The 25060-nt window shown below is 29.3% G+C and carries 18 protein-coding genes; 7 read left to right on the top strand and 11 right to left on the bottom strand.

Annotated elements, in window-relative coordinates:
• Positions 1–350 precede the first annotated feature (350 nt).
• Together ACXLDF_RS12205 and ACXLDF_RS12200 are read left to right on the top strand one after the other, a co-directional pair.
• Positions 351–1592: a nitrilase-related carbon-nitrogen hydrolase gene (locus ACXLDF_RS12205; RefSeq protein ID WP_457558813.1), complete on the top strand. Its 1242-nt coding sequence runs from the start codon at positions 351–353 to the stop codon at positions 1590–1592.
• Between the two features lie 99 nt (positions 1593–1691).
• Complete coding sequence (locus tag ACXLDF_RS12200; protein ID WP_457558812.1) at positions 1692–2801, top strand: NAD(P)/FAD-dependent oxidoreductase; 1110 nt, start codon at positions 1692–1694, stop codon at positions 2799–2801.
• A gap of 23 nt (positions 2802–2824) precedes the next feature.
• On the opposite strand, the gene mutL is transcribed toward ACXLDF_RS12200, so the two are convergent.
• Entirely contained in the window at positions 2825–4999 is a 2175-nt protein-coding gene (gene mutL / locus ACXLDF_RS12195) for a DNA mismatch repair endonuclease MutL (protein ID WP_457558811.1), read from the bottom strand.
• A 148-nt stretch (positions 5000–5147) separates the two neighbouring features.
• On the opposite strand from mutL, the gene ACXLDF_RS12190 reads away from it, so the two are divergent.
• Positions 5148–5399, top strand: coding sequence for a ubiquitin-like protein (locus ACXLDF_RS12190; RefSeq protein ID WP_457558810.1), 252 nt, complete (start codon positions 5148–5150; stop codon positions 5397–5399).
• Positions 5400–5495: 96 nt separating this feature from the next.
• Here ACXLDF_RS12190 and ACXLDF_RS12185 read toward each other — a convergent pair whose 3' ends face one another.
• Positions 5496–7883 carry an N-6 DNA methylase family protein gene (locus tag ACXLDF_RS12185; RefSeq protein WP_457558809.1) on the bottom strand — a complete coding sequence of 796 codons (2388 nt, stop codon included), beginning with the start codon at positions 7881–7883 and terminating at the stop codon, positions 5496–5498.
• 137 nt (positions 7884–8020) lie between these two features.
• Here ACXLDF_RS12185 and ACXLDF_RS12180 point away from each other — a divergent pair, with 137 nt between their 5' ends.
• The 3 genes from ACXLDF_RS12180 to ACXLDF_RS12170 are packed head-to-tail and all read left to right on the top strand — an operon-like array spanning position 8021 to position 11955.
• Complete coding sequence (locus tag ACXLDF_RS12180; RefSeq protein WP_457558808.1) at positions 8021–10726, top strand: type ISP restriction/modification enzyme; 2706 nt, start codon at positions 8021–8023, stop codon at positions 10724–10726.
• A 43-nt stretch (positions 10727–10769) separates the two neighbouring features.
• Positions 10770–11246, top strand: a complete 477-nt coding sequence (locus ACXLDF_RS12175) for an HAD family hydrolase (RefSeq protein ID WP_457558807.1) — start codon at positions 10770–10772, stop codon at positions 11244–11246.
• A 4-nt stretch (positions 11247–11250) separates the two neighbouring features.
• Positions 11251–11955 carry a Mov34/MPN/PAD-1 family protein gene (locus tag ACXLDF_RS12170; protein ID WP_457558806.1) on the top strand — a complete coding sequence of 235 codons (705 nt, stop codon included), beginning with the start codon at positions 11251–11253 and terminating at the stop codon, positions 11953–11955.
• Here the strand turns inward: ACXLDF_RS12170 and ACXLDF_RS12165 are convergent.
• The 6 genes from ACXLDF_RS12165 to ACXLDF_RS12140 all read right to left on the bottom strand — a co-directional run bounded on the left by ACXLDF_RS12165 (position 11948) and on the right by ACXLDF_RS12140 (position 20882).
• Positions 11948–12712, bottom strand: coding sequence for a hypothetical protein (locus ACXLDF_RS12165; RefSeq protein WP_457558805.1), 765 nt, complete (start codon positions 12710–12712; stop codon positions 11948–11950). The genes ACXLDF_RS12170 and ACXLDF_RS12165 overlap by 8 nt on opposite strands.
• Before the next feature lie 9 nt (positions 12713–12721).
• On the bottom strand, positions 12722–14593 hold the full coding sequence (locus tag ACXLDF_RS12160; protein ID WP_457558804.1) for a hypothetical protein: 1872 nt from the start codon (positions 14591–14593) through the stop codon (positions 12722–12724).
• Between the two features lie 33 nt (positions 14594–14626).
• A complete protein-coding gene (locus tag ACXLDF_RS12155; RefSeq protein ID WP_457558803.1) occupies positions 14627–15373 on the bottom strand; it encodes an ABC transporter ATP-binding protein in 747 nt (248 codons plus the stop codon).
• Positions 15374–15460: 87 nt separating this feature from the next.
• Positions 15461–18112, bottom strand: a complete 2652-nt coding sequence (locus ACXLDF_RS12150) for a hypothetical protein (protein ID WP_457558802.1) — start codon at positions 18110–18112, stop codon at positions 15461–15463.
• A gap of 264 nt (positions 18113–18376) precedes the next feature.
• A complete protein-coding gene (locus tag ACXLDF_RS12145) occupies positions 18377–19270 on the bottom strand; it encodes a hypothetical protein (protein WP_457558801.1) in 894 nt (297 codons plus the stop codon).
• Positions 19271–19706: 436 nt separating this feature from the next.
• Positions 19707–20882: a radical SAM protein gene (locus ACXLDF_RS12140; RefSeq protein WP_457558800.1), complete on the bottom strand. Its 1176-nt coding sequence runs from the start codon at positions 20880–20882 to the stop codon at positions 19707–19709.
• Positions 20883–21917: 1035 nt separating this feature from the next.
• Between ACXLDF_RS12140 and ACXLDF_RS12135 the strand changes: the two genes are divergently transcribed.
• Positions 21918–22346, top strand: a complete 429-nt coding sequence (locus tag ACXLDF_RS12135; protein ID WP_457558799.1) for a hypothetical protein — start codon at positions 21918–21920, stop codon at positions 22344–22346.
• A 375-nt stretch (positions 22347–22721) separates the two neighbouring features.
• On the opposite strand, the gene ACXLDF_RS12130 is transcribed toward ACXLDF_RS12135, so the two are convergent.
• The 3 genes from ACXLDF_RS12130 to ACXLDF_RS12120 form a co-directional block, all read right to left on the bottom strand.
• Positions 22722–23309, bottom strand: coding sequence for a hypothetical protein (locus ACXLDF_RS12130; protein WP_457558798.1), 588 nt, complete (start codon positions 23307–23309; stop codon positions 22722–22724).
• A 56-nt stretch (positions 23310–23365) separates the two neighbouring features.
• Positions 23366–23749, bottom strand: a complete 384-nt coding sequence (locus ACXLDF_RS12125; protein ID WP_457558797.1) for a hypothetical protein — start codon at positions 23747–23749, stop codon at positions 23366–23368.
• A 107-nt stretch (positions 23750–23856) separates the two neighbouring features.
• Positions 23857–25038: an acetyl-CoA C-acetyltransferase gene (locus tag ACXLDF_RS12120; protein ID WP_457558796.1), complete on the bottom strand. Its 1182-nt coding sequence runs from the start codon at positions 25036–25038 to the stop codon at positions 23857–23859.
• Between the last annotated feature and the right edge of the window lie 22 nt (positions 25039–25060).

Below are 25060 nucleotides of genomic sequence, written 5' to 3'. Positions count from 1 at the left end.
AATTTACTAAAAGTTTAATAAAACATGCCCCCTAACTTTTTTGTTGTAAGTGGTATTCATCGATAAATTTTTAATTATTTTTGAGAAAATATTTTTGTCGGATCATTAACTTGTAAACTTAAGAATTGTAAAAATGTTTAAAATTGGAAATTACACCTTAGTTATAAAAATTTTTTTTCTGGAATATCCTTCATCATGCTATATTTATGTTATTCAGAAATAAATTGTGAAATTTGTGCATGGATTGCCTTTAGTACATTTATTTATTTAATAGAAACTCAAAAAAAATCATTTCTTTACCAGTTTCCATTATTCTTTTAGGAGGGGCAATCACTTGAGCTTATCTACCTATGATAGATTTTTTGGTTCCAATTCTCCAAGCAGCGGCCATTTTGGGTTATGTAATCCTAAAATTTGTTCCCTTTCTTGTTTTCTCTACTATTACCAAAAAAATACCTTCAATTATGAAATCTTTTCTCTTTGCATCACTTTTCAGTATTTTTGAATTTATCAGTTCCTTAGTAACACCATTTGGAACATGGAGTTCAATAGCTTATTCTCAATTTGATTGGAAAATATCAATGCAAATTATCTCACTTACTGGGTTGTGGGGATTGGTATTTAGTATTGCATTTGTAAATGGAATATTTTCAGAAATCTTGGTATACATGATTAATAATGCAGAATTCCATAAAATACCGACATATAAACTAAAATTGATGAAAATGTTAAAATCAAAACAGGTTAAAGTTCTCGCAATATGCATATTTTCGATTTTTGGTTTTGGTTTGGTGCGTCTATCAATTCCTCATCATGCCACTACAACAGTTCGGGTAATGACCATTATAGATGATGAAAGAGCGTCTCGATCTCTTGATGATTTTGAGAATATATTTCAGACTTATTGTCCCCTTTACAAGCCTGATATTGTTTCAAATAACGAATACGGTTTTTATTTTGATATTACAGAGAAAAATGATGTTTTTAGTAGATTTGAAAATGCATGTCAGACATATAATTTCGATCTTTGCATAGCAGGAAAAGAGTATGGATCAAGTTCGAGTAAAAATCAGTTATGGTGGTTTAGTTCTGAGGGAAATCTTGTTGCAGAATACAATAAACACAACCTCATTTCTGGAATTGAAACAACTGCATATTTTGAACACCAATCAGGTTATCCTCCAGAAATTGAGGTCGATTCAATACAAGTTTCAACATACATTTGTTTTGATGGAGTATTTAACAGTTTTGTGAATCTTCGCGTTCCTAATTCAGTAGATTTAGTAATCCAACCATCATTTGATTGGGAACAGATCGATCCATCTCATTCAAAATTAGCCACGTTTCGAGCGGTGGAAAATGGATATGCACTAATCAAACCAACATTTCAAGGAAAAACTATAGCTTGTGACGCTTTTGGGCGCGAAATATTTCCTTCAAACATTTCACGGCTTGGTACCACCACAATTTCGGTGTATGATATTCCGATTTTTCGGAATATCGCAGTATATAAATGGACAAGCGAATATTTTATCGGTTTATGCATCATTGGCTCACTCTACGTTATAGTAAAGCAATATCAAAGAAATTAAGCGATTTGAACAAAATCCATCGATTTAAGCTAACCGACAACTCACACACATTAAAAAAAAAGAAGAACTTTTTTTTTACATTATTCTAATCTTTAAACAATGCAAGATTTTGATATAGCAGTAATAGGGGCAGGACCTGGAGGTTCCATTGCCGCTAAAGTTGCTGCAGACAAAGGATATTCAACCGTAATTCTGGAAAAGGAAGATCTTTCTCAAAATGGAAGATATAAAGCATGTGGCGGTGCAGTTGCATGGGAGCTAATTGAAAAACTCCATTATCCTGAAGATCAAATAGATCGAATTATAGAAAATCTTACACTTCATCATATTGATGGGTCAAGATTTACAAAAAAAGGAAAAGGAGCAGTATTATGGCGCAATAAGTTAGATTTCTTTATCACCAAAATGGCATTAGCAAGTGGCTCAGAATTATTTTCCAATGAACCTCTTCAATTTATTAAGAAAGAGGATAATCATTACATCATTCGAACCCCTCACCAACACATAGTAGCGAAATATGTTATCGCAGCAGATGGAGTTACTTCACCAACCCTTCATTTTTTGGATTGGCCAAATTTTTCTCCCAATGATGTAGTTCTAACAATTACTCAAGAAATGGAATCAACTCCCCAAAAAATTGAAAGTTCTTTGGGAAAAGAAGAAGTACATCTCTTTTTCGGTATTAAAAATTTTATTCCCTTAGGATATGCATGGTTATTTCCAAAGAACAAGACGATTACTGTCGGTTGGGGCAATAGTCTCGCTAAAATTAAAAATTCACGTGTAGAATTTCAAAAATTTATCCGTCTCCCATTCACCAAACAAGCTCTCTCTGGTGCCAAAAAAATCCGATATACACCGCATTTAATCCCAGTTGGAACACGATCAACAATCTATAGAGATTCCGTATTTGCTGTGGGTGATGTGGCGGGTTTTGTAGATCCTATTAGCGGTAAGGGGATTCCATATGCGATGATGTCAGCAGAAATAGCCATAAAAACAATCCATTATTGTGAAAAAAAGGGAAAAGAAGAAAAAATGGGAGATATATATCAAAATCGTTTAAATGGGGCATTTTTGACAGTTTTACAAAAAAAGCGCGAATTCAGGCCGAAGATTTTTCAAAATGACAAATCTCTTAAGAACTTTCTTGCTCTTTGGCAAAAACATCGCAGTTCTAAAATAATTATGCAAAATTTACTCTCTTAAGTCTCGATTAAGCAATTTCTTTTTTAAGTGCGGTGAAACCACCTATCAATATCTTTGTATGGTATCTTAATGTATGTTGGACGTCCATGTGCACAATGATGAGGATTTTCACATGAATCCAATTCTTTGATTATTTTTTTTATTTTAGCTTCATCCCAGATTTCATCTCCAGCTCGTACACTTTGATGACAGCCGATATACTGTAATATTTCTCGTTTTATTTCAGAGAACGACTTTTCTCTCCCCATTTGAATAATTTCTAAGCAAAGATCTATAATAAGTTGGGGATTCAAATGTTTTGGTTGTAAAATTGCAGGAATTGTGCGGAGTAAAAAAGTATTACCTCCAAAGAAATCCAATTCGAATCCATACTTTTTCATATCTGAAAGTACCGCTTTGACAAAATCTACTTCATTAGGTGCCACTTCAATTTGAATAGGGAGAATTAAGCGCTGAATGGGGACTTGATCTAAATTCTGCCATTTTTGAACGCGTTCATAATTAATTCGCTCGTGTGCAGCATGTTGATCAATTAAAATCAAAGAATCTTCACTTTGAAAAACTAAATAATTTTTTCCAGCTTGAATTCCGCTGTTTAACTTAAAGAGTGTTGGAAGATTTTTGACCGCAATATATGGTAATTCAGAAAAAGCAGGTTGTATCTGGGAAGAAAATGCTGATTCATCTTGAACTAGATTTCCTTCTTTTAAGCGGTGTATTTTATCATCGAGATCTCCAGATTTATCTATTTTTTTGTATACTTTTGATAGATCAACAAATGGGCTTTTATTTTCTGCAATTTTTTGGTCAAATTTTTCATTTTTTCTTTTTAAGGGAGAGATAAAATGAGTTTGCTGTGGTGGTTGTGATTTTCTTTTTGAAATATTTGGAGTTTCTTGCCCTATATCATCATTATTATTTATATCCCTTGAAGATCGGGAATAATTAGAAGGTTTAGAACTTTTTAAACCCGTAGATATATTTAAGTCAGTAGATATTCTTAAAGCATTAATCTTAGTTGAATTTATTGAATTACTTGAATCACTTGAATCACTTGAATTTGCTGAACTTGGTGTCCAATAATCCATTGCTGTTTCTGAAAAAGAAGGTTTTTTCTTGCTAGATGCATTTACATCCTTGTATGCTTGTCGTAAATGGTTTTTTATTACTTTCCCTATAGATGCTTGGATTAGTGAAAAAAACTGGGTGGGATTAACAAATTTTACTATTTTTTTCGTGGGATGAACGTTACAGTCAACATTTTCTGGGGAAGTTTCTAGGAATAGAATAAAAAAAGGATACTTATGGCGCATCAAATAATCTTTATAAATATCTGCCAACATTGTATAAAATTCTTTGCTGATTACGAAGCGATGATTAACAAATAATGAAGAAGCCCCTTTATCTGAGCGTGCAATTTCAGGATGCCCAACAAATCCAAAAATGTGATAATTATCTCCAACAATATCAATTGGGATAAGGTGGGATTGTATTTTCTTACCATATATTGATTGTATACTGAAACCATAAATATCTATTAGGTTTTGATCAGGAATTGAAACATCTACTTGATTTGGACTTCTTTTTTTTACTTTTCCCCTCCAGTGTGGAGAATTTAAAAGAGTTAGATTATTATGATCTAATTTAAAATGAATTAATGGGTAAGCAAGAGCATAACGGGTTACAATATCTGTAATATGACCAAGTTCTACCCGATTGGAGCGCATAAATTTCTTTCTGACGGGTAAGTTAAAAAATAGATTCTTAATTTTTATTTCTGTTCCAACGGGTGCGCCACATGGAATTTTTGAAAGCACTTTTCCTGCTTCCATCTGCAATCGCATTCCATTTTCTTGAGTGGCTGGGCGAGAAGTGATTTCTATCTGTGAAACTGCTGCAATACTTGCTAAAGCTTCCCCTCGAAATCCTAAGGTTCCGATTGAATCTAATTGATCTGCAGTTTCGATTTTTGATGATGTATGTCGATGAAAAGCAATTTCAAGATCATCTGCTTCAATTCCACTCCCATTATCAATAATTTGAATGAGATCTTTACCAGCATTCTTTATAGAAATAAAAATCTTTGAAGCACATGCATCGATGGCATTTTCAACGAGCTCTTTCACTACAGAAGCAGGTCTTTCAATAACCTCTCCCGCTGCAATCTTTTCATATCCATCAATTAATTTTATTTTCATATCAGATAACCTTGGAGAAAACTTATTCGCGCTATTATTTAGGTGGAAAATTAAATTTTTCAATTCTTTTACTAAAGCATTAGTACGCTTTGAATTTCGCCAAAAGCGAAGCAAAAAAATTTAAGTAACCAAAGCCTCATATTTTAACATGAAACTGCGATTTCGTTTAACCGGAGTACCACCTGATCAAGCCATTAAATTAATTGATGTTGATCAAAGTAAGAATGTAGCAGAAATTAAGAAAATTGTGCAAAAAGAATATAAGTTGAACCCAATTTTAGCCATCCAATTCATTTTCAAAGGTAAAGTTTTGGCAGATGATATTAAATTCTCAAAAATTGGGTTAAATCCCAAGACTGATATTGTAACAGTCATGGCAACACAAGCTGGCGGGTATTAAAATAGAAAATTTCAGTTTTTGAACTATCACAGCTTTTTTCGATTCTTTTTTCCAATCTTATTTACAGGAATTTTAATTTATTTAACTCTAGTCGATCTATATTTTAAATGAACGAATTATTTCTTGATCATGCGAATTCAGACAATAAATCTTCATCACTGCATCGTTTATTGAATCGATAAGATCTTTTTGAGAAAATTCTTTAACATCTAACTTTATTTGATTTATCCATTCAAAATTAAGTTGGCGAACAGATGAAACAATTTGGTGATATAACTGGCTGAATTTAGATTTAGGATCATTTAAATCAATGAAAGGGATAGGTAATGCAAGGATATTTGCTTGCAGTAAATGAGGAAATGCTTTTTTCTTTGGATTTGCAAATACGTTAAAATAATAAAATTCCATCATCTTAGAAGTAATAATTGCGAATAGAAATTCTAAGGTAAATGGTGGAAAGTTTGACTTTCCTGTAGATAATGGTTTCTTATCTGAAAATTCAGAAAGAATTGAAAGATTATGAGATATAGATTGATTATTGACTAATTGATTAGAATAGATTGATTTCTTTTTATTAAAAAGATTAGATTTCTGTATAAATTGGTATACAACCTGCAATGTATAACGAGATTTATAGTCAATTGCACCAATAATTCCACGACCAGTTTTACGCAAGAGAATTTTAGGTGGTTTGTAAATCTCAGTAGATTTATATTTTATACCAGGGTATCCTAATATAATTTTATGATTTAATTGCAGAGAAAATTTTCTAATTGATTCTCCAACCAATAAAGGTCGAACTGGATGCTTGGAATCAGTAAGAAATTTGTCTGAATTTTTAGCATCTGTTTGAAAAATTATTTGTTTATGTTTTCTTATTTGATCTTTTTTGTAATATTTGCCGCAATTATTACATTTTGCAATTTTTTGACCATCTTTAGCGCGCTTCAAGAATAAAGGAAGGGGATTCCATTTAGAACAGTGAGGGCATTTACAAATTTTACCTTTTTTACCCAATTCGACACCTCTGCTATTTTTCAGAAAATCACCAACACGATAAATACTATTTTGTTGAATTTTTCTAATAATTTCATTATTTTGAGAATGAAGAAAGATGGTAAAGTTTGAAAAAGGATTATTTTGAAAGGAATATTGTGATATTAGATATTTTTGCAGAATTTTAGGTTGTAATTCATCCAAATTGGGCGAAGAAAAATTAGGCGCTTCAATTTGTATAATTTCAATCATATGATTAGAGGACACTTTTCTATTTTGAATCGTAAGAATCATCGAAGGGAGAGTGACTTCTGGAAAGATATTTTCACCCAAATAACAAATCTGCAGTAATGAATAATGACTGAGAATATTGGCGCGAAAAGCTTCATAACTAGGATTTAACAGAAGATTACTAGGTAAAATAAGTGAACAAATCCCATCTTTAATTAACAACTGTAAATTTCGACATAAAAATAAAGCAGCACTATCCACCTGCTCTCGAATAAAATAAGAAGAGATTTTATGTCGATTATTCGAAAATTTAGAATAAGTTATATTTTTAGTAGATTTTATAGAATTCCTAAGGAGAAATGGAAAATGAAGAGAGAACAAATGTTTGTAAGGTTCTAATGAAATACCCCAAGGAGGATTTCCAATTAAAAGATGAAATTTTTTGGGAATGATCGGATCCTTAATTGAGTCTTGATATGATATTTTCCAAGATCGAAAATTCGAAGAACGAATAGATTTGGAAGATATCTGAGGTTCTTGCTCTAATTTCGAGCAATCTTGAATAAGAAAAGATTTTTGCTTTAATAGTAAATTTAAGCGGCAAAGTTCGACAGCAAGTGGATCGAGATCAAAGCCGTAAATTTCATGAGAAGAAAAATATGAACAAGATTCGAGTAAAAAAATACCCGTCCCACATGAAATATCGGCTATTTTCAAGGTTTGAGTCGATTTTCCATAATGTTGACTAATAATATTGACAAGTTGTTTTAAATGAAATTTAACCAGCCAAGAAGGAGTAAAGAAATTACCTTGATTATGGCGATCTTCCAAAAAACATTGATAATAGTATGAAAAAAGCGCGTGTAGACTATTTTTTTTTACTTGTTGTTGGAGTTTTTGATAAAAAATAAGCAATTTATCAGAATTATAAGAGCGAATAAGTTTTTCAGTTTTTTCAGAGTTCTCAAGATTATCCACTTTTTTTTTTCTTGTTATAAGAGGATAAAGTAGATCACGAAAATCTGATGGATCTTCACCCAATTGTTTTAAAAGTTCTTGAAAAATGTGAAGTAAATAAGCAACATTCGACAAGATTTTCTTATTTTTATATGAAATAATTTCTACCTTTAATAGTATAATAATTATTAAGAAAAATCTAAAGGAGCGATTATTCACACTATCGTCATATTCAGATAGCGAAGATGAAATTTGGAAGTGTTCCTGCCATTCATGCCAGATAGTCTTAAATTCTTCCATAATTCCAACCAATAATCATCAATGCATTATAGTATCTTGATTACCCAAGCAAAATTTCTCATATGTACCTTAAAATTTGATCATTTTGCCCATGTTTTCATTAAATTTTAAATTCTTGATGTTCTTAAAAATAAGTAATGGAAAAAAAACTTTTGCATATCGTTATTGAATATGCAGAGAGTATTGACCAAGTCATTCATGATATAATATCAAAATCAAATGACTCACCCATTATTCAATTGATCGAAATCTTTCCATTTATGGAATTGACGAAATGCGAGAAATCTCAGTTACCAAAAATTTTTGCACATACAATTCCTTTTATTTCTATATTAAGCAATTCACTCTATCTTGAATCAGATAAATTATCGAAATTTCTAATCCAATTTGAAACTTGGTGTAAAAATCAAGGATATCCACAAATTATACAAAAAAAGAAACAATTTATAGACAAACTTAATCAATTTCCAATTATTTCTTTTATTCTTAATAAAGATACTAATAGAAAGGATAAGAATAATAGCATATTTTCTAACTTGCAAAAAATATCTATTTCAAAATTATCAGAACTTATTCTTAATGAGATATACATCCCTTTTTTAAAAGAATATGATCGTCAACATAGACAACAATTAGGAATAATCTTCACTCCAGCATTTATTGTTTTGTTTATTCTAGACACAATTGATTCATTGTTAAAGAAACTATTCGCTCTACCCGAAGGTTTAGCTTCATCAAACTACATTTATTATGATCCTGCCGTTGGCCCACTAAGTTTTGAAATTGGATTCATGCAAAGGATTAATTCATATAATAAAAACATTAATTCACCTCAAATAAACATAAAAATGTATGGAAATGAAATTAAGCCAGAAATCTATTTCATTGGCATGATATTGACTGAATATCTAAAATCATTATATAAAATTAAGGAATTAAACCAAATTATAAAAATTTCATTCAATTCTGCTTTAGAGCCAATCAACTTAAAAATGTTTCGAGAAGATAACACCTCTGATAGAATTCCTTTAATAATTGTTGGAAATCCCCCATATTCAGTTTCGAGTGCCAATAAAGAAGGTTGGATAACAAATCTAATGCAGAAATACGCGGTTCCAGAACCAAATTTAACCAGATTGTATGATGATTACGTAAAATTCTTTAGATATAGTGATTGGTTGTTGGAACAACATGGAATGGGAATAATTGCCTTCATTTCTAACAGAAAATTTTTGGATGGCAAGATTTTCTATGGATTTCGTCAAGCAATGGCAAATTCATTTGATAAAATTTATATAATCGATCTGTTTGGAGATGTACGAAACCCAAAAAATAGCGCAAATGAAGGAAATGCCAACATTTTTAATATTAAGACTGGTGTGTGTATAAGTTTTTTTTGTAAAACAAGAAAAAAAGAAAAAAGTAATCAAAGAATTAAAAAATCTAATTTCAGTCAAAACATAAATACCAGTAAAGTAAATTACTTAATGCTTACAGGATCCATTCAAAAAATTAAAAAAATTCTTCATAATGGATTCCAATCCTTAACTTTCCAAGAATTTGATTTAACCCCTCCAAAATTCTTATATATACCCATTGATATTCCTTTAAATTTCAAACAATTATGGAATCAATTCGGTATTTCTCTTCCAGAATGCTTTTTCAAATCAAATCGAGCAATGATATCATCACGAGATCGATTTATGGTGCATTCAGATGCTAAAAAACTTCAAGAAAATATTCGACTTCTCGAACAGAAGGATTTTTCAAAGTTACGTAAATTAGGACGAATTCGAAAAGTATTTGACCCACTATTAGAAAACGAATCAACGCTTCAATCTTTTAGTTTTACTAAGATGAAAGAGAGTATTTCTCCCATAAATTATCGCCCTCTAGATATAAGGTCAACGATTTTTTACACAATAAACCGAAGATGCGGTAAATCAATTACTATAGATCATATTTTTTCTGAAAAAATATTTTGGTCCGAGAAATTTCGAGAATTATCATACAGTAAAAAGAAAAAGACAAAACTTTCAGATTACTTTGAAAACATTGTAGATCAAGAAAAATTAGCCTATAATTTTGTCCAATCCGTTCAAAAACCACCTTTTAGACATTTTTGGATAACGTATGGCATGGTAGACTCAGGATTATTTGGATATTCAACATCAAAGGTCGCACCTTGGTATATCGATGGAAAATCAAACTTAAAAGATGAAATTGTAACAAAATTCAAGCAAATAATCCCAAATATAAATTTAGATACAATATTGAATTTTATATATGGATTACTTCTGTCTGATTATTATGGAAAACACTTCTTGCCAGTTCTACTGCACGAATATCCGAAAATTTTAATAATCCCTCATCCTAAATCAGAAAAGCTGATAAAATTAATTGCTGTCTCTGGTAAAAGATGCAAAGATCTTCATATTGGTAATTTTACAGCTCAAGATGTTCAAGCAATAAAAGAATTACTAGCAAAATTTTTCTATAAAATCCCTGAAGAACGCTATTTGCATTCATTTCGTTATGAACCTGTTCAGCAACAGTTAAATCTTTTCTATATTAAAAAAGACATTTCAAAAAAAAGGCAAATTAGCATACAACTTCCATTAAATTTATGGAATTTCAAGATTGGTAGTGTACCTATAATAAAAAATTGGTTGAAAGCCCATAAAATGAAGAAATTAGAATCAAATTGGAAATCACATCATTTTTTAGAATTTTGTGCGATTTACTACGTAATTACTCAAACTTTAATTATAACCTATGATGTATCTGAAGAAGTTGAAAAATATTGCTCATTAACTGAATTACCAGATTTCCATCAAATTTAGATGCAGTAAAATGTTAGGTTCTATTAAGAGTGAGAAGAGAATTATGCCAATCAAAATAGATATTGAAGATTTCGGTGAATTTTCGATTGAATATTTAGTAATGGATTTAAATGGAACAATTGCTACTCAAGGAAAAATCGATCCTTCAATAATTCCATTAATTATCCAATTAAAATCAAAGCTGGAAATTTATCTACTCTCTTCAGATACATTTGGAACAGGCACAAAAATCGCTGGAGAATTGGGAATACATTTACATCTTGTAAAGAATAAAATAAATGGCGCAGAAGAAAAGGCAAATTTTGTTCAAAAACTTGGGAACGAACATGTAGTTGCCATAGGTAATGGAAGAAACGATTACAAAATGTTGAAAAATGCTAAGATTGGCATAGCCATTTTAGGTGCAGAAGGGGCTGCGCGTGAAGCAATATTAAATGCAGATATTATAGTAACCTCTGCCTGCGATGCATTAAATTTACTATTATATCCACAAACAATGAGAGCTACATTACGGGGGTAAAAAAATGGAAAATTTTGATCTCGATGAACAAATTGCGAATATTATAGAATTGTTTCCAGAAAGTTCTCTTGAAAAAGAAGCAATTTTGAATGTTCCACTGTTTCCTAATACATCAATTACAATTGATCTACGTAAATATCCAAAAAAACCAAAAATAATCCTTCCCAAATCATTTAAACGTGCATTTGGAGGTTTTGAATATTTTCTTCCACTCTATAGAAATTGGGATCCTAAAAATCCTGTAAATATGATTCAAATTCTTCATGCATTACAACGTGGATTTGAAACAATTGCAGGAAAAAAGGTGCATTTTTCTGATAAGGTAATTCAAGATATTTGCTACATGGCGAAAACATCTTATCCTAAAGAATTCTTTTGTCTGCTGCGAATTGTCAATGGAGTATTACATGAATATGTTATTGCACCAGGCATGGAATCATCAGCAATCTCGGCAGTATTTTTCCCAAGTAGAATTCGAGGAGATCATACTTTGATTGCCACATGCCATTCTCACCCCACTCCAAACTATCACCCAAGTAGAGCAGATTTACGCACATTCAAAAATTTCTATGTAAATATAATTATCGGAGCACCCTTCAATGTAAGTACATTGGGTGTTTATAATTTCAAAGGGGAACCTATTCCATTTGAAGTGCATATGATTAATTTTTCGGAGTATGATGAAGATCAAGAATCCTTTTCTATCTAAAAAAATAACTATTAGAAATAAATATATAACTTAAAACGCTTGTAATTGCGCTAATACTAATCGAAATTAAAAGAATTAGTATGAAGTTGATAAAATTTTGTATATTTTTTATATATCTTAAATTAGAATAAGAATTGCCATATTTATCAAGAATGGATAAAGTATCTTGTTGGAATATGTAATTCTCATCATCTTTGTATCGAATAAAAATGAGAAGTAAAGTCAACCAACAAATATTGAAAATATAAATCCAGTAATCATCGAAAATAGAAAGTGGTTTTTCTACATCTTGGTAATTTTTAAAATCAATTTTTTTAATATAATTATCATCTAAAATCTCTTTAAGAATCCATGAATTAACTGTATCAAGATTTTCTTTATAATCTGATGATAAGTATGTGTTTTCTAACTCGATATAGAAAATTTCTTTCACTATTTTTGGATTGTAATAATTGATGAATTGCTCTAGAGTATCATTTGTCCACCAAACAGTATCAATATCTTGATATCCTTTTAACCTACAAAATGCACCTGGAAATTCTGAAGAATGTGCATAAATTGGTTGCTGGATAAGATGGGTTGAAGAATTAATATAAAAAATAAAAGATGATCCAAGATTATTTGCTTGATAATAAGAACTTCGAAATACTAAACCGGATTCGGCAAAAATATAAGAATTTATATTGGGAGATTTAAAACCCTGAATAAAATTTGTTTTGTTTTCTATCCATAAAATATTAACTTTTTCAAAATTCATCCCATTTATTCACTGACAGATAATTCCTCTAAGAATTTGATGATCTGGCATTTTTGAAATATTAAAATAATCACTCACAGCAAATTTATTATCTTTAAATTGAATATCAACTCGAATATCGTTCTTTATATAGATTTGCTTTTCATTAAAATAATTTTTTTCTTGAATATAATTCATTCCGAGAAAAGAGAAAAGAATGATTGATATTAATAGAATAGATTTAGGCAAATTTCCTTGCTGATTTCTTTTTTTCCATAACAAAACTAATCCTTTTTTATATCGATCTTTAAAAATTCCAAAAGATGTCAAAGTGATACCGAGATCATTAATAATTCTTTTTGTTTTAGAAGAAAAAATGGTTGAAAATCCAATGGAAAATATTATGATAAAAATAATTGGAACTAAATCGATTAATATTATCTCAAAAATCGATTTAATATTAGATGGACGAATAAGAGATATTGGAGAATATAACAAATAAGTAATAATGCATAGGATAATTCCTGTAAAAGCAAAAAAAATCCACCTCATCTTAATATTATTAATTAGTTCCTTAATAATTGGAATTTTTGAATAGATATTATCTGTTTTGTTTATTGAAAACATTGTTGCTACAGAATGTTTCTGGTATTCATTATGAAAAATTAAAATTATTGATGTAATTAAGAAAAGGAAATAAATTAACAACCTTAATCCAAAGAAAACAAAACCTTGAAAAAATAATGAAATAATATTTATTTTAGTAAAGCTTAGCCAAATAGAAAAAACAATTGTAAAGATGATTATTGGTATTAAAATTTTAAGTAAAAATTTTAAAATAAAATCCTTTTCTACCTTAGAACTAAAAGAAACAATATTAACTCCATATTTTTTAAGTCTGAAAAAAAGTAAATCTTGTTTATCAAAATATCTTTTTAAAACATCTTGGGAAATAATTAAAATTAAAATAACACATAATCCAAGAATAATAATTAGTTTTAGATATAAATTGACCATATATCCCGTATTTCCTTTTAAGTAACAGATAATTCCTTCATTATAATTAATATCTAATCTTTCAAAACTATGATCATAAATAATTTCTTCAATGGGTAAAGAATATAACTGATTAATATATCTAAGGTGTAAAAGGGTGAAATTTTTAATTCCAAAATTTAAAAGAAGTGTCCCATATACAGGTAATGAGTAATTTTTAAATAATTCATACATTTTTTCTTGAGTTAAGAATATATAATCTTGTATTGGCTCAATTTCATTGAATATTTCAGAATAAAAGCATTTTGAAGAAAATAGAGTTTGATATTCGTCATAAAGAGAACCATTAAAGTAATTTTCTCCAATTCCCTCAATTATAACTGATTCATTGTATATATTTACCCCTTTAATTGAAATTTTGGTTCCATTTTTAGAAAAGAGAGGATTTAAAAGAGAAGAATTTTCTTTTTGAAAAATGAAAAAATCCCCATTTTCAGGAAATGAACTTGTATTTTTTTTAGATTCAAATAATCCTTGAAAAATCTCATTTAATTCTAATAAAGGACAAGGAATAGAAATGAATCTCACAATATGAGACATATTATTTGAATTAATAATAATATCAGCAAAATAGAATATATTAGTTGATATATTGAATTTTGATGCATACTTTTGATTTACTAAATTTAACTTTGGATTATTTAAAGTTGACCATGGAGTTCCAATTTTTGTAGAAAAATTAACGTTCATATCCACACCATTCTTACGATAATTTGATAAATTATCAAGATATTGAATTTCACTGCTCCAGAATGGAATTAAAATAGAAGAAGAAACACAAAAACATAAAGAAATAAAAAGTACAACTTTTTGCTCACCTTTTATGAGTTTATTGAAGTTTTTCATTAATGAAACCTCATTCATTTCTATTGATTGAAATTACTTTATTGAGCCATTTTCTATAACTAGTTTTCTAGTTGCATATTTAGAAATCTTCTCATCATGTGTAGCAATTACCATCGTAGTGGAATATTTTTCATTAATTGATCGAAAAAGGTCAAAAATTTTAAGAGCATTAGCTGCATCTAAATTTCCAGTAGGTTCATCTGCAATTAAGATTTTTGGTCTGGATATTATCGCACAAGCAATTTGCACTCTTTGACGTTCACCACCGCTTAGTTGCTCAATTTTATAGCTTCTTCGATGTTCTATACCGCAAGAAGTTAACACTTCAGAAATCCAATCATGATTATCATTTACATCTTTTCCTTGGATTAAAAGAGGAACTTGAACATTTTCTTCGACTGTTAAGTATTCAAATAAATTTGGATCTTGAAATACATAGCCGATGTTTTTTCGCCTAAAATTTGTACGAGCTTCTACATCAAATTTCGCAATTTCTATTATATTTTTAACCTTAATATCTTGATTAAAGTAGACTCGACCAACTGTTGGAGATAAAATTCCGCTTAATATATTTAGAAGTGATGATTTTCCTGAACCACTAGGTCCCATAATAGATAAAATCTCTCCGTGAAAGATTTTCATATTCAAATTTTGCAGCGCTACAGTTTCTACATATTTTGATTTATATATCATAAAAATCTCTTTCAGAGAATAGAGAAGATTTTCTTGCCAAGATTCTTTTATTTCCAATAATTCAGCTTCGTAAGAGATTTGATTCATTTTAACACATCTTCGTTGTATCTGGTTTTTTTTTTGTTAATTTTTAATATTTTTTTCTAGAACTTCTTTAACTTCTTAATTTTTTTTTTATTGATTTTTTTTATTAAAGAGATATTGATGTTTCATCAAAAAAATGAAAGAAATTAACCCTAATTGAATTAGAATTAGGAAGAACTCAAGAGGGAAATAAAAAGAGACATAGGAAGTTTTACTTATTGAGTAACCATGAATACATACTTTATCATTGTAATATAAATCTAATTTGTTTAATGAAAAATAAGTTGGCCAAGAGTAATTTAAATTGAAGAATAATACAAAAATTTGGCGAATAAAAACTAAAATTATACTAAATATTAAAGCGTATATTATAAAAATGCTAAAATTATCAGCAAACATTTCAGTAAACACAGATTGATTCAAATTTTTTTTTGAATAACCATACCATTTTAATCGATCAAATTCTTTATATCTCAATTTATAATAGTCATATCCATTATTCCACCATAGCATTCCTAAGCATAAAAAATTTAAAATATTCTGTAATTGCATGAAACGAATTAAAAAAGGTAAGTCATTAAAAGAAAAAGATTCTTGTCGAATTGAAATAGATTCAATTAGTGGATCTTTAGAAACATATAGAGAATATTGAAAATCTTGTAGATTAACTGTAGCAGGCACCTCAAAAAAAACATGAAATGATTGCATATAATTTCCAAAAAGTAAGTTAAATGATAAAACAATCTGAATTTCTTCTGGTGCTATATCAATTTTTAATAACGGAGCCCGCTCGATTATTCCAACAATTAAAAAATTTTGATTATCAAAAGCAGCCAATGTAATATAATTTCCAACAGATAAACCCTCTTTTTTTGCAAGTTCTTTTGAAATAAAACATTCATTTTCAGATTGATCTAAGTCTTCTATATTTTTAACTGATGATGAAATTTTAATCAAGTTTTTTGGCACATGGCGTGAGTATTCAGATGGATTAATAAAAGCAAAACCATATGAATATGCATTTCCATAAGCAATTTGAATGGTATTAGCACTTTTTAGTTGAGTTTCTAAGGATGATATATTTTGTTGAACAGATTCATATGAATATTCATCTGAAAAGGGGCTAAACCTAAATTCACAATTTAAATTAAAGCTTGCCCAATTTAATTCTTCTTGATCTGCTTCGCTTTTAAGAAAAAATTTTTGAAAACCTGCACAAAATAAGATATTAAAGCAAAGTAGCATCGTAACGATAAATGTGAATGATTTAATCCCCTTTTTATTATTTGTGATTCTAGGAAATAACCATAAGCCTATTTTATTTTTTTGAATTTTCCAAAACAGGATTTGAATTTTCAATGAAATATATTTAAACAAAGGACGAAGTAAAAGTGTACCAAAAAAGCATAATAAATATAACCCTATAATCCACTGAGGCAGAAAAAAACTAATTAAAGATGAAATATAAGGTAGAAAGATAATGTTACTACTTACTAAATTTTGATTCCACATTAATACCAAGAAACCTATAAGGTAGCCAGTTAATAAAAATAAAATAATCCCTCGTTTCCAAGCTTTTTTTGCTTTAATATATGAAATAAAATCTTGTTCATCAGATAAATATAACTGTTTTGAGTTTTTATCTTGAATGAAATGAAGATTTTTTCTTAATGTATATTTAAAGTTGAAATAATTAATAATCAAGTATATTATTGTCGTAAAAAAAAGAGATATTATAAAATTTGCTCTCAATTTTGTTGAAATCAAAATAAAAGTTATACCAATGGCTAAAACTACTAGCAATCCAAAATAAAAACTAACCTTCTTTAAAAATGATTTTGAAACAATTTTCTCAAGATTTGAAGAACTTAAACCAAATTCTAATTGCTTCTGTATAATTTTACTATCTTCTTTCAAATTTCGCTGCAAAAGGATAAAAAGGAATATCTCAAAATTAAAAATTGATATGGTATTCCATAAAAAGAGTCGTTTCAATAATTGATTAAATTCATCTAAATCTGTTAAAGCTTGCACTAATTTACCATTACCACCCATAAAATAATAATCCTTGAAATTTAATGCCAATATCTTAGAATTTATGCTTTGAATCTCATTTTCTATGGTTGCCAATTGATGAATACTGGAAATTGAAGTAAAAACTTTATAAAAGATATGAATTGTCATTGGAATTTCACGAGTATATTCATCATCTGAATTAAAGAGATAAGTAAAATTATTCAAAATTTGAATTCCAAAATCAATATGTGCAAAAATCATAGGTCTATCATAATTAATCTTTATTTCATCAAATCCTGCTTTTCCATACAATTCCTTGATTACACATGTATCTGTAATATTAAATATACCTGAAATAGATACATTCTTCGCACTATTTAGCTTCTTATTATATAATAATATTACTTTTCTGACATCGCTCTCGTTATAAAACCTCCCATCTGCTAAGATTTCAGAACTATTTTGGGGAAAATTTCCTTTTATTAATTTAAATACATTTTTTCCTTCTTGAAATAGAGAAGAATAATTAGAAAGCCATAAGATATTATATCTTAGTGGATCTTTAGGAGGTACACAAGGTGGAGTACAATTGTAATTAATCCAATCAAAATTGTTATGAGGAGATAAACTCCAAAATAATTCTCCTGATTTTAATTCTGAATTCAAAGGTAAAAAATCTTCTTTAAACGAATAATTTATGTTAGCAGGCATCATCCCAATGGTCATTCCAGATTGAATTCCCCTTTCCCATTTAATATCAAAAAAATGGTCATTTTTTTCATATTTTTCAAGAATGATTCGATATTCATTAAGCACTGCGACAAAATTTATGAAAAATAAGATAAATAAAAAAAATAATGCTAATTTTAAACTCCTATTAAAAAGAGGTTTATTAATTTTAGAAAAACTATTAGCATTAGCTATTTTAAATTTCAATTTTTTCTTAACTCTCCTATGATTTTGTTTCTTTAATCATCGCTTATCTAACTATTATTTCTTTTTTCTCTTATTTTTAATATAATAGAGAGTGAAACCTAATGGAATTCCTAAAAACAACCCGACAAATAATATAATCTGGAAAATTGAGGATCCTGAAATAGGAGATTTAAAAGATACGCTGGAAGATACGAGAAATAAGTTTGGATTAGAAACATAACATGTGTGATTCCCCATAAGAGTCTGCAATAAACTTCCAAAACAGTTGCCAGGCAATCTTCCACTTAGTAATATTCCAGTTTCTTCTTCATAAAATAAGGAGGTAACAAAATAGTTATGGTTTATATCTTGATAGACTTTTACTTCTCTTTGATTTACAGATTGTGAGATAAAAGGAGTAGGATCATCAATAGAAAGAGCTTCTCCAATTTTGATATAATCTCCTGATTCAAATAATTCAATATAATTCTCTCGTATTGAAGTAGCGAATGGTTTAGTTGTTTTTATTTGATCAAAATCAATTATCAAAGGGCAATACATAGGAAAATGTAATAGTTCTGATGAAAAATACCCTTCATTTTCATTATAATAAAGAAATCCAGACCAAGAATAGTTAAATGAAATAATATCAATATCGACTTTGAAATAAGTTTGGTTATATCTATTAAATTCAAACTTACAACTTGATAATTCTAATAAAGAATTGTAATCCCTGGTTTGAATTATTCTTAAAAGGGAATTGTTTTCATTTTCAATTGTATCGACAATTATTGTTCCATTTTCATTAAGGACGTAACTCTCGAGACCATATACTAATTCTAAACTATCTATATATGTTTTAGGACTCGTGGTGGAAAAAGAATGGACATATTTAAAATTGCTACTATTTAAAAATACAAAACATAAAAAAATCGTTTTAAATAATATTTTCTTTTTTTGGTTCATCATAATTATTCCCGTAAATATTTATTCTTTTTGAAATTTTATCCATTTTGGAAAGTTTCAAATTCAGGGTGAGCGATTTCATCGCTTATATCAAGAGCGTTAAAGTAAATGTATTGATAGATATGATGATAATGGTAAGTGAACCAATAATACCATTTTTCAATCTCTTTTTATTTTACTTAAATTTGTAAATTTGAGTAACTTAATTTTTGAATATGTGATTTTTAAATCTTATGGTAGAATTTTTAAATTTCTAAAAGCGATTAAGAATATAGTGAATCTTGAAGTTACATTAAGATTTTAACTTATATTCTTATTATATTTATCATTATAATGAAGATCTAACAACCAATTTCTTTTTTTTAGAAAGCAATTTTCAACCTCTCTCTTTTTATAGAAAATCCAAATATATTCTACAATATTTTAAGTGTAAATTAGTTTACATTTTTAAATGAAAAACAAATAAATTCAATTTTTCGGCAAATTCATAGGCTTTTTGCATTTCATGAGAAGAAATACGCCGATTTAATTCTGAATACTGTAAAGAAGAAACTTGGTAATCTGGATGATATTGATCCATAATGTTAACCACCACTTTTGGGATATTATCAGCAATCCATTTTAAAATCGGTTTCGTGCAACATTCAACATGATTGGGCATCACCAAATGTCGAATAATGATATTTTTTGACCCTTCGTGATAAATCCGCTTAAAATTATGAGTAATTGTTTTCCAATAATGAGGGATTTTAGATAAACGAAGTGCACATTCATCATTTCCATATTTGAAATCAGGTAACCAAAGATCAATTACATCTATAAGAATACTTAATGCAGGATCAGAAAGATAGAAATTTGAATTCCATAATTGACAAATATTCTCATGCTGAAATTTCATAGATTTAAGAATTATATGAATATGAGGAGTTGGATCTCCACCAACATAATTGATATTTAATGCACCTTGATGGAATAATCTTGTGGCAATATTTGCTAAAAATTTAGGCGATACAGCATCTTTCCTAACAAAAAAATTACTTAAATTATCTGAAACCCCTTCCTTGTTTTTTTTACCGTATGACGCAATATCGAAATTTTGACAGAAAACACAATCAAAAGTACATCCATTGAAAAAAATTGTTCCGCTCGGAACTAGAGGTCGTTCTTCTCCAAAATGAAGGAAAGCAGAAGAGACAAAACATTGATCTGATTGACCACAAAAACCCAGCTCACCTCTTTTTCTATTAACATTACATTTTCGATTGCAAAAATTACAATTTTGAAGCATTTTGGTGGCAATCACACATTTTAAATCCAAAAATGATTGAATATCTGGATTTAAGTGCTTAAACAAATCCATTTCTTCAATTTTACCTTTCATTTTCTTGTGAATACTAAGTAATTTTGTCAGGTCATCTGTAGGATCAAATTCAACAGAGAATGATTTGCATCGCAAATAGTATGAGACAGTTCGTTGTTCTTTTAATGAAAAATAGTGGGCTAAATATGATTCCAAACGAGTTGAAGAAGAATCCCTACTAACCATTTTTAATTCAATAAAGAAATCGTGATAATCTTTATTAATCTTTTTTAAAATAATGGTATAATTATCCATCTTTTGAAGAAACGTCAATCTTAAATAGGAAATTTGTTATTATATTGTTAAGATCTAAGAAATTAGGTATTTAAAATGCGATTCATAAATCCGTTAAATCATAAATCTAATACCCTTTGTGCTGTCAAAAAGCACACTACTTTAGGGGTTATGCGAAAGCTTGACCCTATTGTAGATTATTTTATTTGGTATTAAATTTTCGGACCGAATCGCTAAAAACTCCTTTTAGGCACTGAAAACCGAAATTGCTTGGAAAATTTGTAGCGATTCGGAATGAATTTAATCCTAATTATAATCTACATAGTAGTGTGGAATCAGTTGGCTTGTCACAAAGGATGTTAAGAAAAAATTCAAAATATCTGAATAAAATAAAATATAGCCAATAATATTATCAGAACAATTGCTTTAGTGGAAACTACCATATTTTTTTTTGAAAAAATAAATATATTCAACCATAACTTTAAATATGTTAATTTCCAATAAGATCATAAGAAGAAAAATTATGTAATACGTTTCTTCACTATCAGGAATAAAAAAAGTAACTAAAAAAGTATAAAAAAAGCCGTTCAACAGGGACCAATGATGTATAGCTTGAAAACTTACAAATTTAATATTCACCCCAATAAATATTGGCACACAATTCATGCCGAAATTCTTATTTCTGGCGTAAAGTGTTTACGTGTTCCAATGTTTATGGATTTGTAAGAGTAAAAAGCAAAGCATCAGTTGGAAACTAAGCTGAACAAAAACCACGCATTTCATACCAAAAAATGCGAACTTATTTTCACAGGTGCTTTGCACTCTACATATTCTTTTCAAGCTGAGCGTTTTTATCCCTTTGTGATAATAAATACTCTCACATGAGATAAATTAGCAGAAAAGTAATCAAAATTGATTCATTTAAAGATCAGAATTAAGAAAACCAAATAACTATAGAATTTTTCAAGTAAGAATGATAACATTTTTTCATAATAATCAAAATGCAAACATGCAAATAAATACAAATAACAAAAAACTGACCAGGAGGAACATCTCATGAGCACTTATCAAGAAAGAACCAATCAATTAGAAAAATCAGAAATAAAAATTACAGAATATTTGGAAGATACACAAGATCTATATAGATCTATGACTGATCGTGCTCCTTGGGAGTTCGGTCAGAAATATCAAAATGCAATTCAACAAAAACTCCAAACTTATGGATATAGAGTTCCTGTTTTGCAAATCGAACGAAATTCATTAAAATCTTTTCAAACTCCAGATAAAGAATTCAAATTGCCAATCGAAACCCATGACATCTATGAAGATGCGGAATATTCTGAACTATGTGAAATTCTCCGCCGAATGGATCCAAATTCTAAACACAATGATGGAGTCATTCGATTCCGTATTGATTACAGAACAATTTGGCAAGGGATTACAGGAAATATTTCAGGAATATCACGTCAATCCAACCCAGCATGATAGTTCGTCGATCTTATAATCCACTAAATAATAAGGAGGTGAAGAATTAATAAAGTGAATTGAAAAAAGCGAAATACAAATAAAAAATCCGAATATCAGGTTAAAAGGGATAGGAAAACAACAAAAGTTTTCCTCACTAATCAAAAATAAAATATAAGAGGTGAAAAAGAAAATATCGTGAAAAATAAAAAAATAAAAAAAAATCAATGACTCGACAATAGAAAAATCTAAGATTAACACCTTTTTTCCCGTGTTGAGAGCCAAAATCGATTCTCACGCCGAAATTCACAACTTCTTATCTCTCAACACGGTTCTACTTTTTACAATTGTAGAATAATTATAATGAATAAAAAAATTAAAAATCATAGATTTTATTTACAACGATTTGTAATTAATAATTCTCCAATTAAATTTACTATTCATTCTTTTAAGTAATTTATAATAATCCAAATTGTGACATATTGCGATTTGAGTATATTTTTCCAATATTTCATCGAATTTATTAAGAGTTACTTCTGAAATCGATTTTTTTTGTAATGGACAAACAGGTGAAATTGATATTCTCCCTTGGAACTGAATGTATGGAAATAGTTTACAATTTAAAGGTTTATTTTCACGCAAAATGCATCCGATTTCGGACAAAAAGAGGCATTTTTCCCGGGTTTTTGGAATTGCTGCAATTAAAAAATCTCCTTCATCATTAGGATTTGTAATCATTTCTAAAAGGTTGTATTTAAAATAATGCTGCCAAAGATAAGCTGCTGAGATTAAAAATTCTGGTTTTATCCTATATATTACAATTTCATTCAAAAGCTTTTCAAAATTTGCATTTTTCGATTTTAAAGCCAAAAAGTGAAGGGTATGATAATCAATGATACAAGTGGGAATATCAGAACAACATAAACGACAAGTAGCACATTGAGGAATAGATATTTCATCAAGAAGTAACGCATTGTTGGACATTTTGTATCAGAATCAAGTAAAATTCTAAAATTGGATTTAATTTCTTATAGATTATCTTAAAAATCGTTATCTTTTTGAAGTAGATGATCATATTTTTGCTTTAATTCTAAATACTTCTTTGAAAGCATTTCATATGAATCTTGCATATCTTGTAATTGTTGAGTTAAAAAAGTGATCAACTTTTGAGCATCTTCCATAGATATGATATTTCCTTCAGCATTTTGGAACATAACCTCAACATGTCGAATTTCCAAATTTTTATCTATGTATAGCATTGTTAAAATATCTTTTCCTTCATCAACACTTTGAGATTTTGAAGAAAATTTATGAATATACGAGTGCACAAATGGATAAGATGTGCGTCCCTCGGCAAAATCTTCTGGCATTTCGATTGAATGCTTCTTTTTACAAAGCGGACAATAATATGTTTTTGTTATCACTCGTAATCATCTCAAGATCTAAATCACTTCAACTACCTTAAAATATATGGAAAAAAAAAGAAAAATGAGAAGCGATTTTATATATCTTCAATATAATGAAATCGAAATTATAATCGCTCAACAATCATCGCTTCGCCCATTCCGCCTCCAACACAAAGAGTGGCTAAGCCAAGTTTTGATTCTCGTTTCATCATTTCATAAAGTAAAGTAACTAAGATCCGAGCACCTGAAGCACCGATAGGATGACCAATTGCGATGGCACCACCATTTACATTTGTAATTTCAGGGTTTAAACCCAACTCTTTAATTACACATAAAGATTGAGATGCAAAAGCTTCATTTGCTTCAACTAAATCAATTTGATCTAAAGATAATCCAGCATTTTTCAAAACTTTTCTGGTTGCAGGAATTGGTCCTGTACCCATAATGCTGGGATCGACACCAGCAGTCGCATGGGCAATAATTCTAAATAAAGGTTTCAACCCCAATTCATCTGCTTTTTCTCGACTCATCACAACTAATGCTGCTGCACCATCATTAATGCCAGATGCATTACCAGCAGTAACTGTGCCATCTTTCATAAAAGCAGGTCGTAATTTTGCTAATTTCTCGATTGTTGTTCCATCTCGAATGAATTCATCTGTATCAAACATAATTGGGTCCTTTTTCCTTTGGGGTATTTCCACAGGAACTATTTCATCCTTAAACTTCCCTTCATCACGGGCTTTTGCTGCTCTTAATTGGCTGGTAAGTGCAAATTGATCTTGCTCCTCTCGGGTTATTTGCCATTTTTTGGCAATATTTTCTGCTGTAATACCCATATGATAATCGTTAAACACATCCCATAGCCCGTCTTTAACCATTGTATCATAAAGCTCGCCATTTCCCATTCTATAACCCCATCGAGCATTTTTTAAAACATAGGGTGCCATCGACATATTCTCTGTTCCACCAGCAATTACGATATCATTATAGCCGGACACAATAGATTGATAAGCTAAAGCAACAGATTTTAAGCCTGAACCACAAATCATGTTGATAGTAGTAGCAGGAGTTTCTACAGGTATTCCTGCTTTAATGGAAGCTTGACGGGCCACGCCTTGCCCATAACCAGCTTGTAATACACAACCCATGAATACTTCATCAACTAATTCTGGATTTAATGAAACACGATCCATGGCATTTTTGATAACAATTTTACCCAATTTCACAGCGGAAATATTTTTTAAACTGCCACCAAAACTTCCAACTGGAGTGCGAACCGCACTTACAATCACAACTTCTTTCATGTTAATAAAATTAACATTGAAA

The organism is Candidatus Harpocratesius sp. (assembly GCF_054039255.1).
Note: the sequence above shows the minus strand (reverse complement) of the source record. Positions and strands in the feature narration are given on the sequence as shown.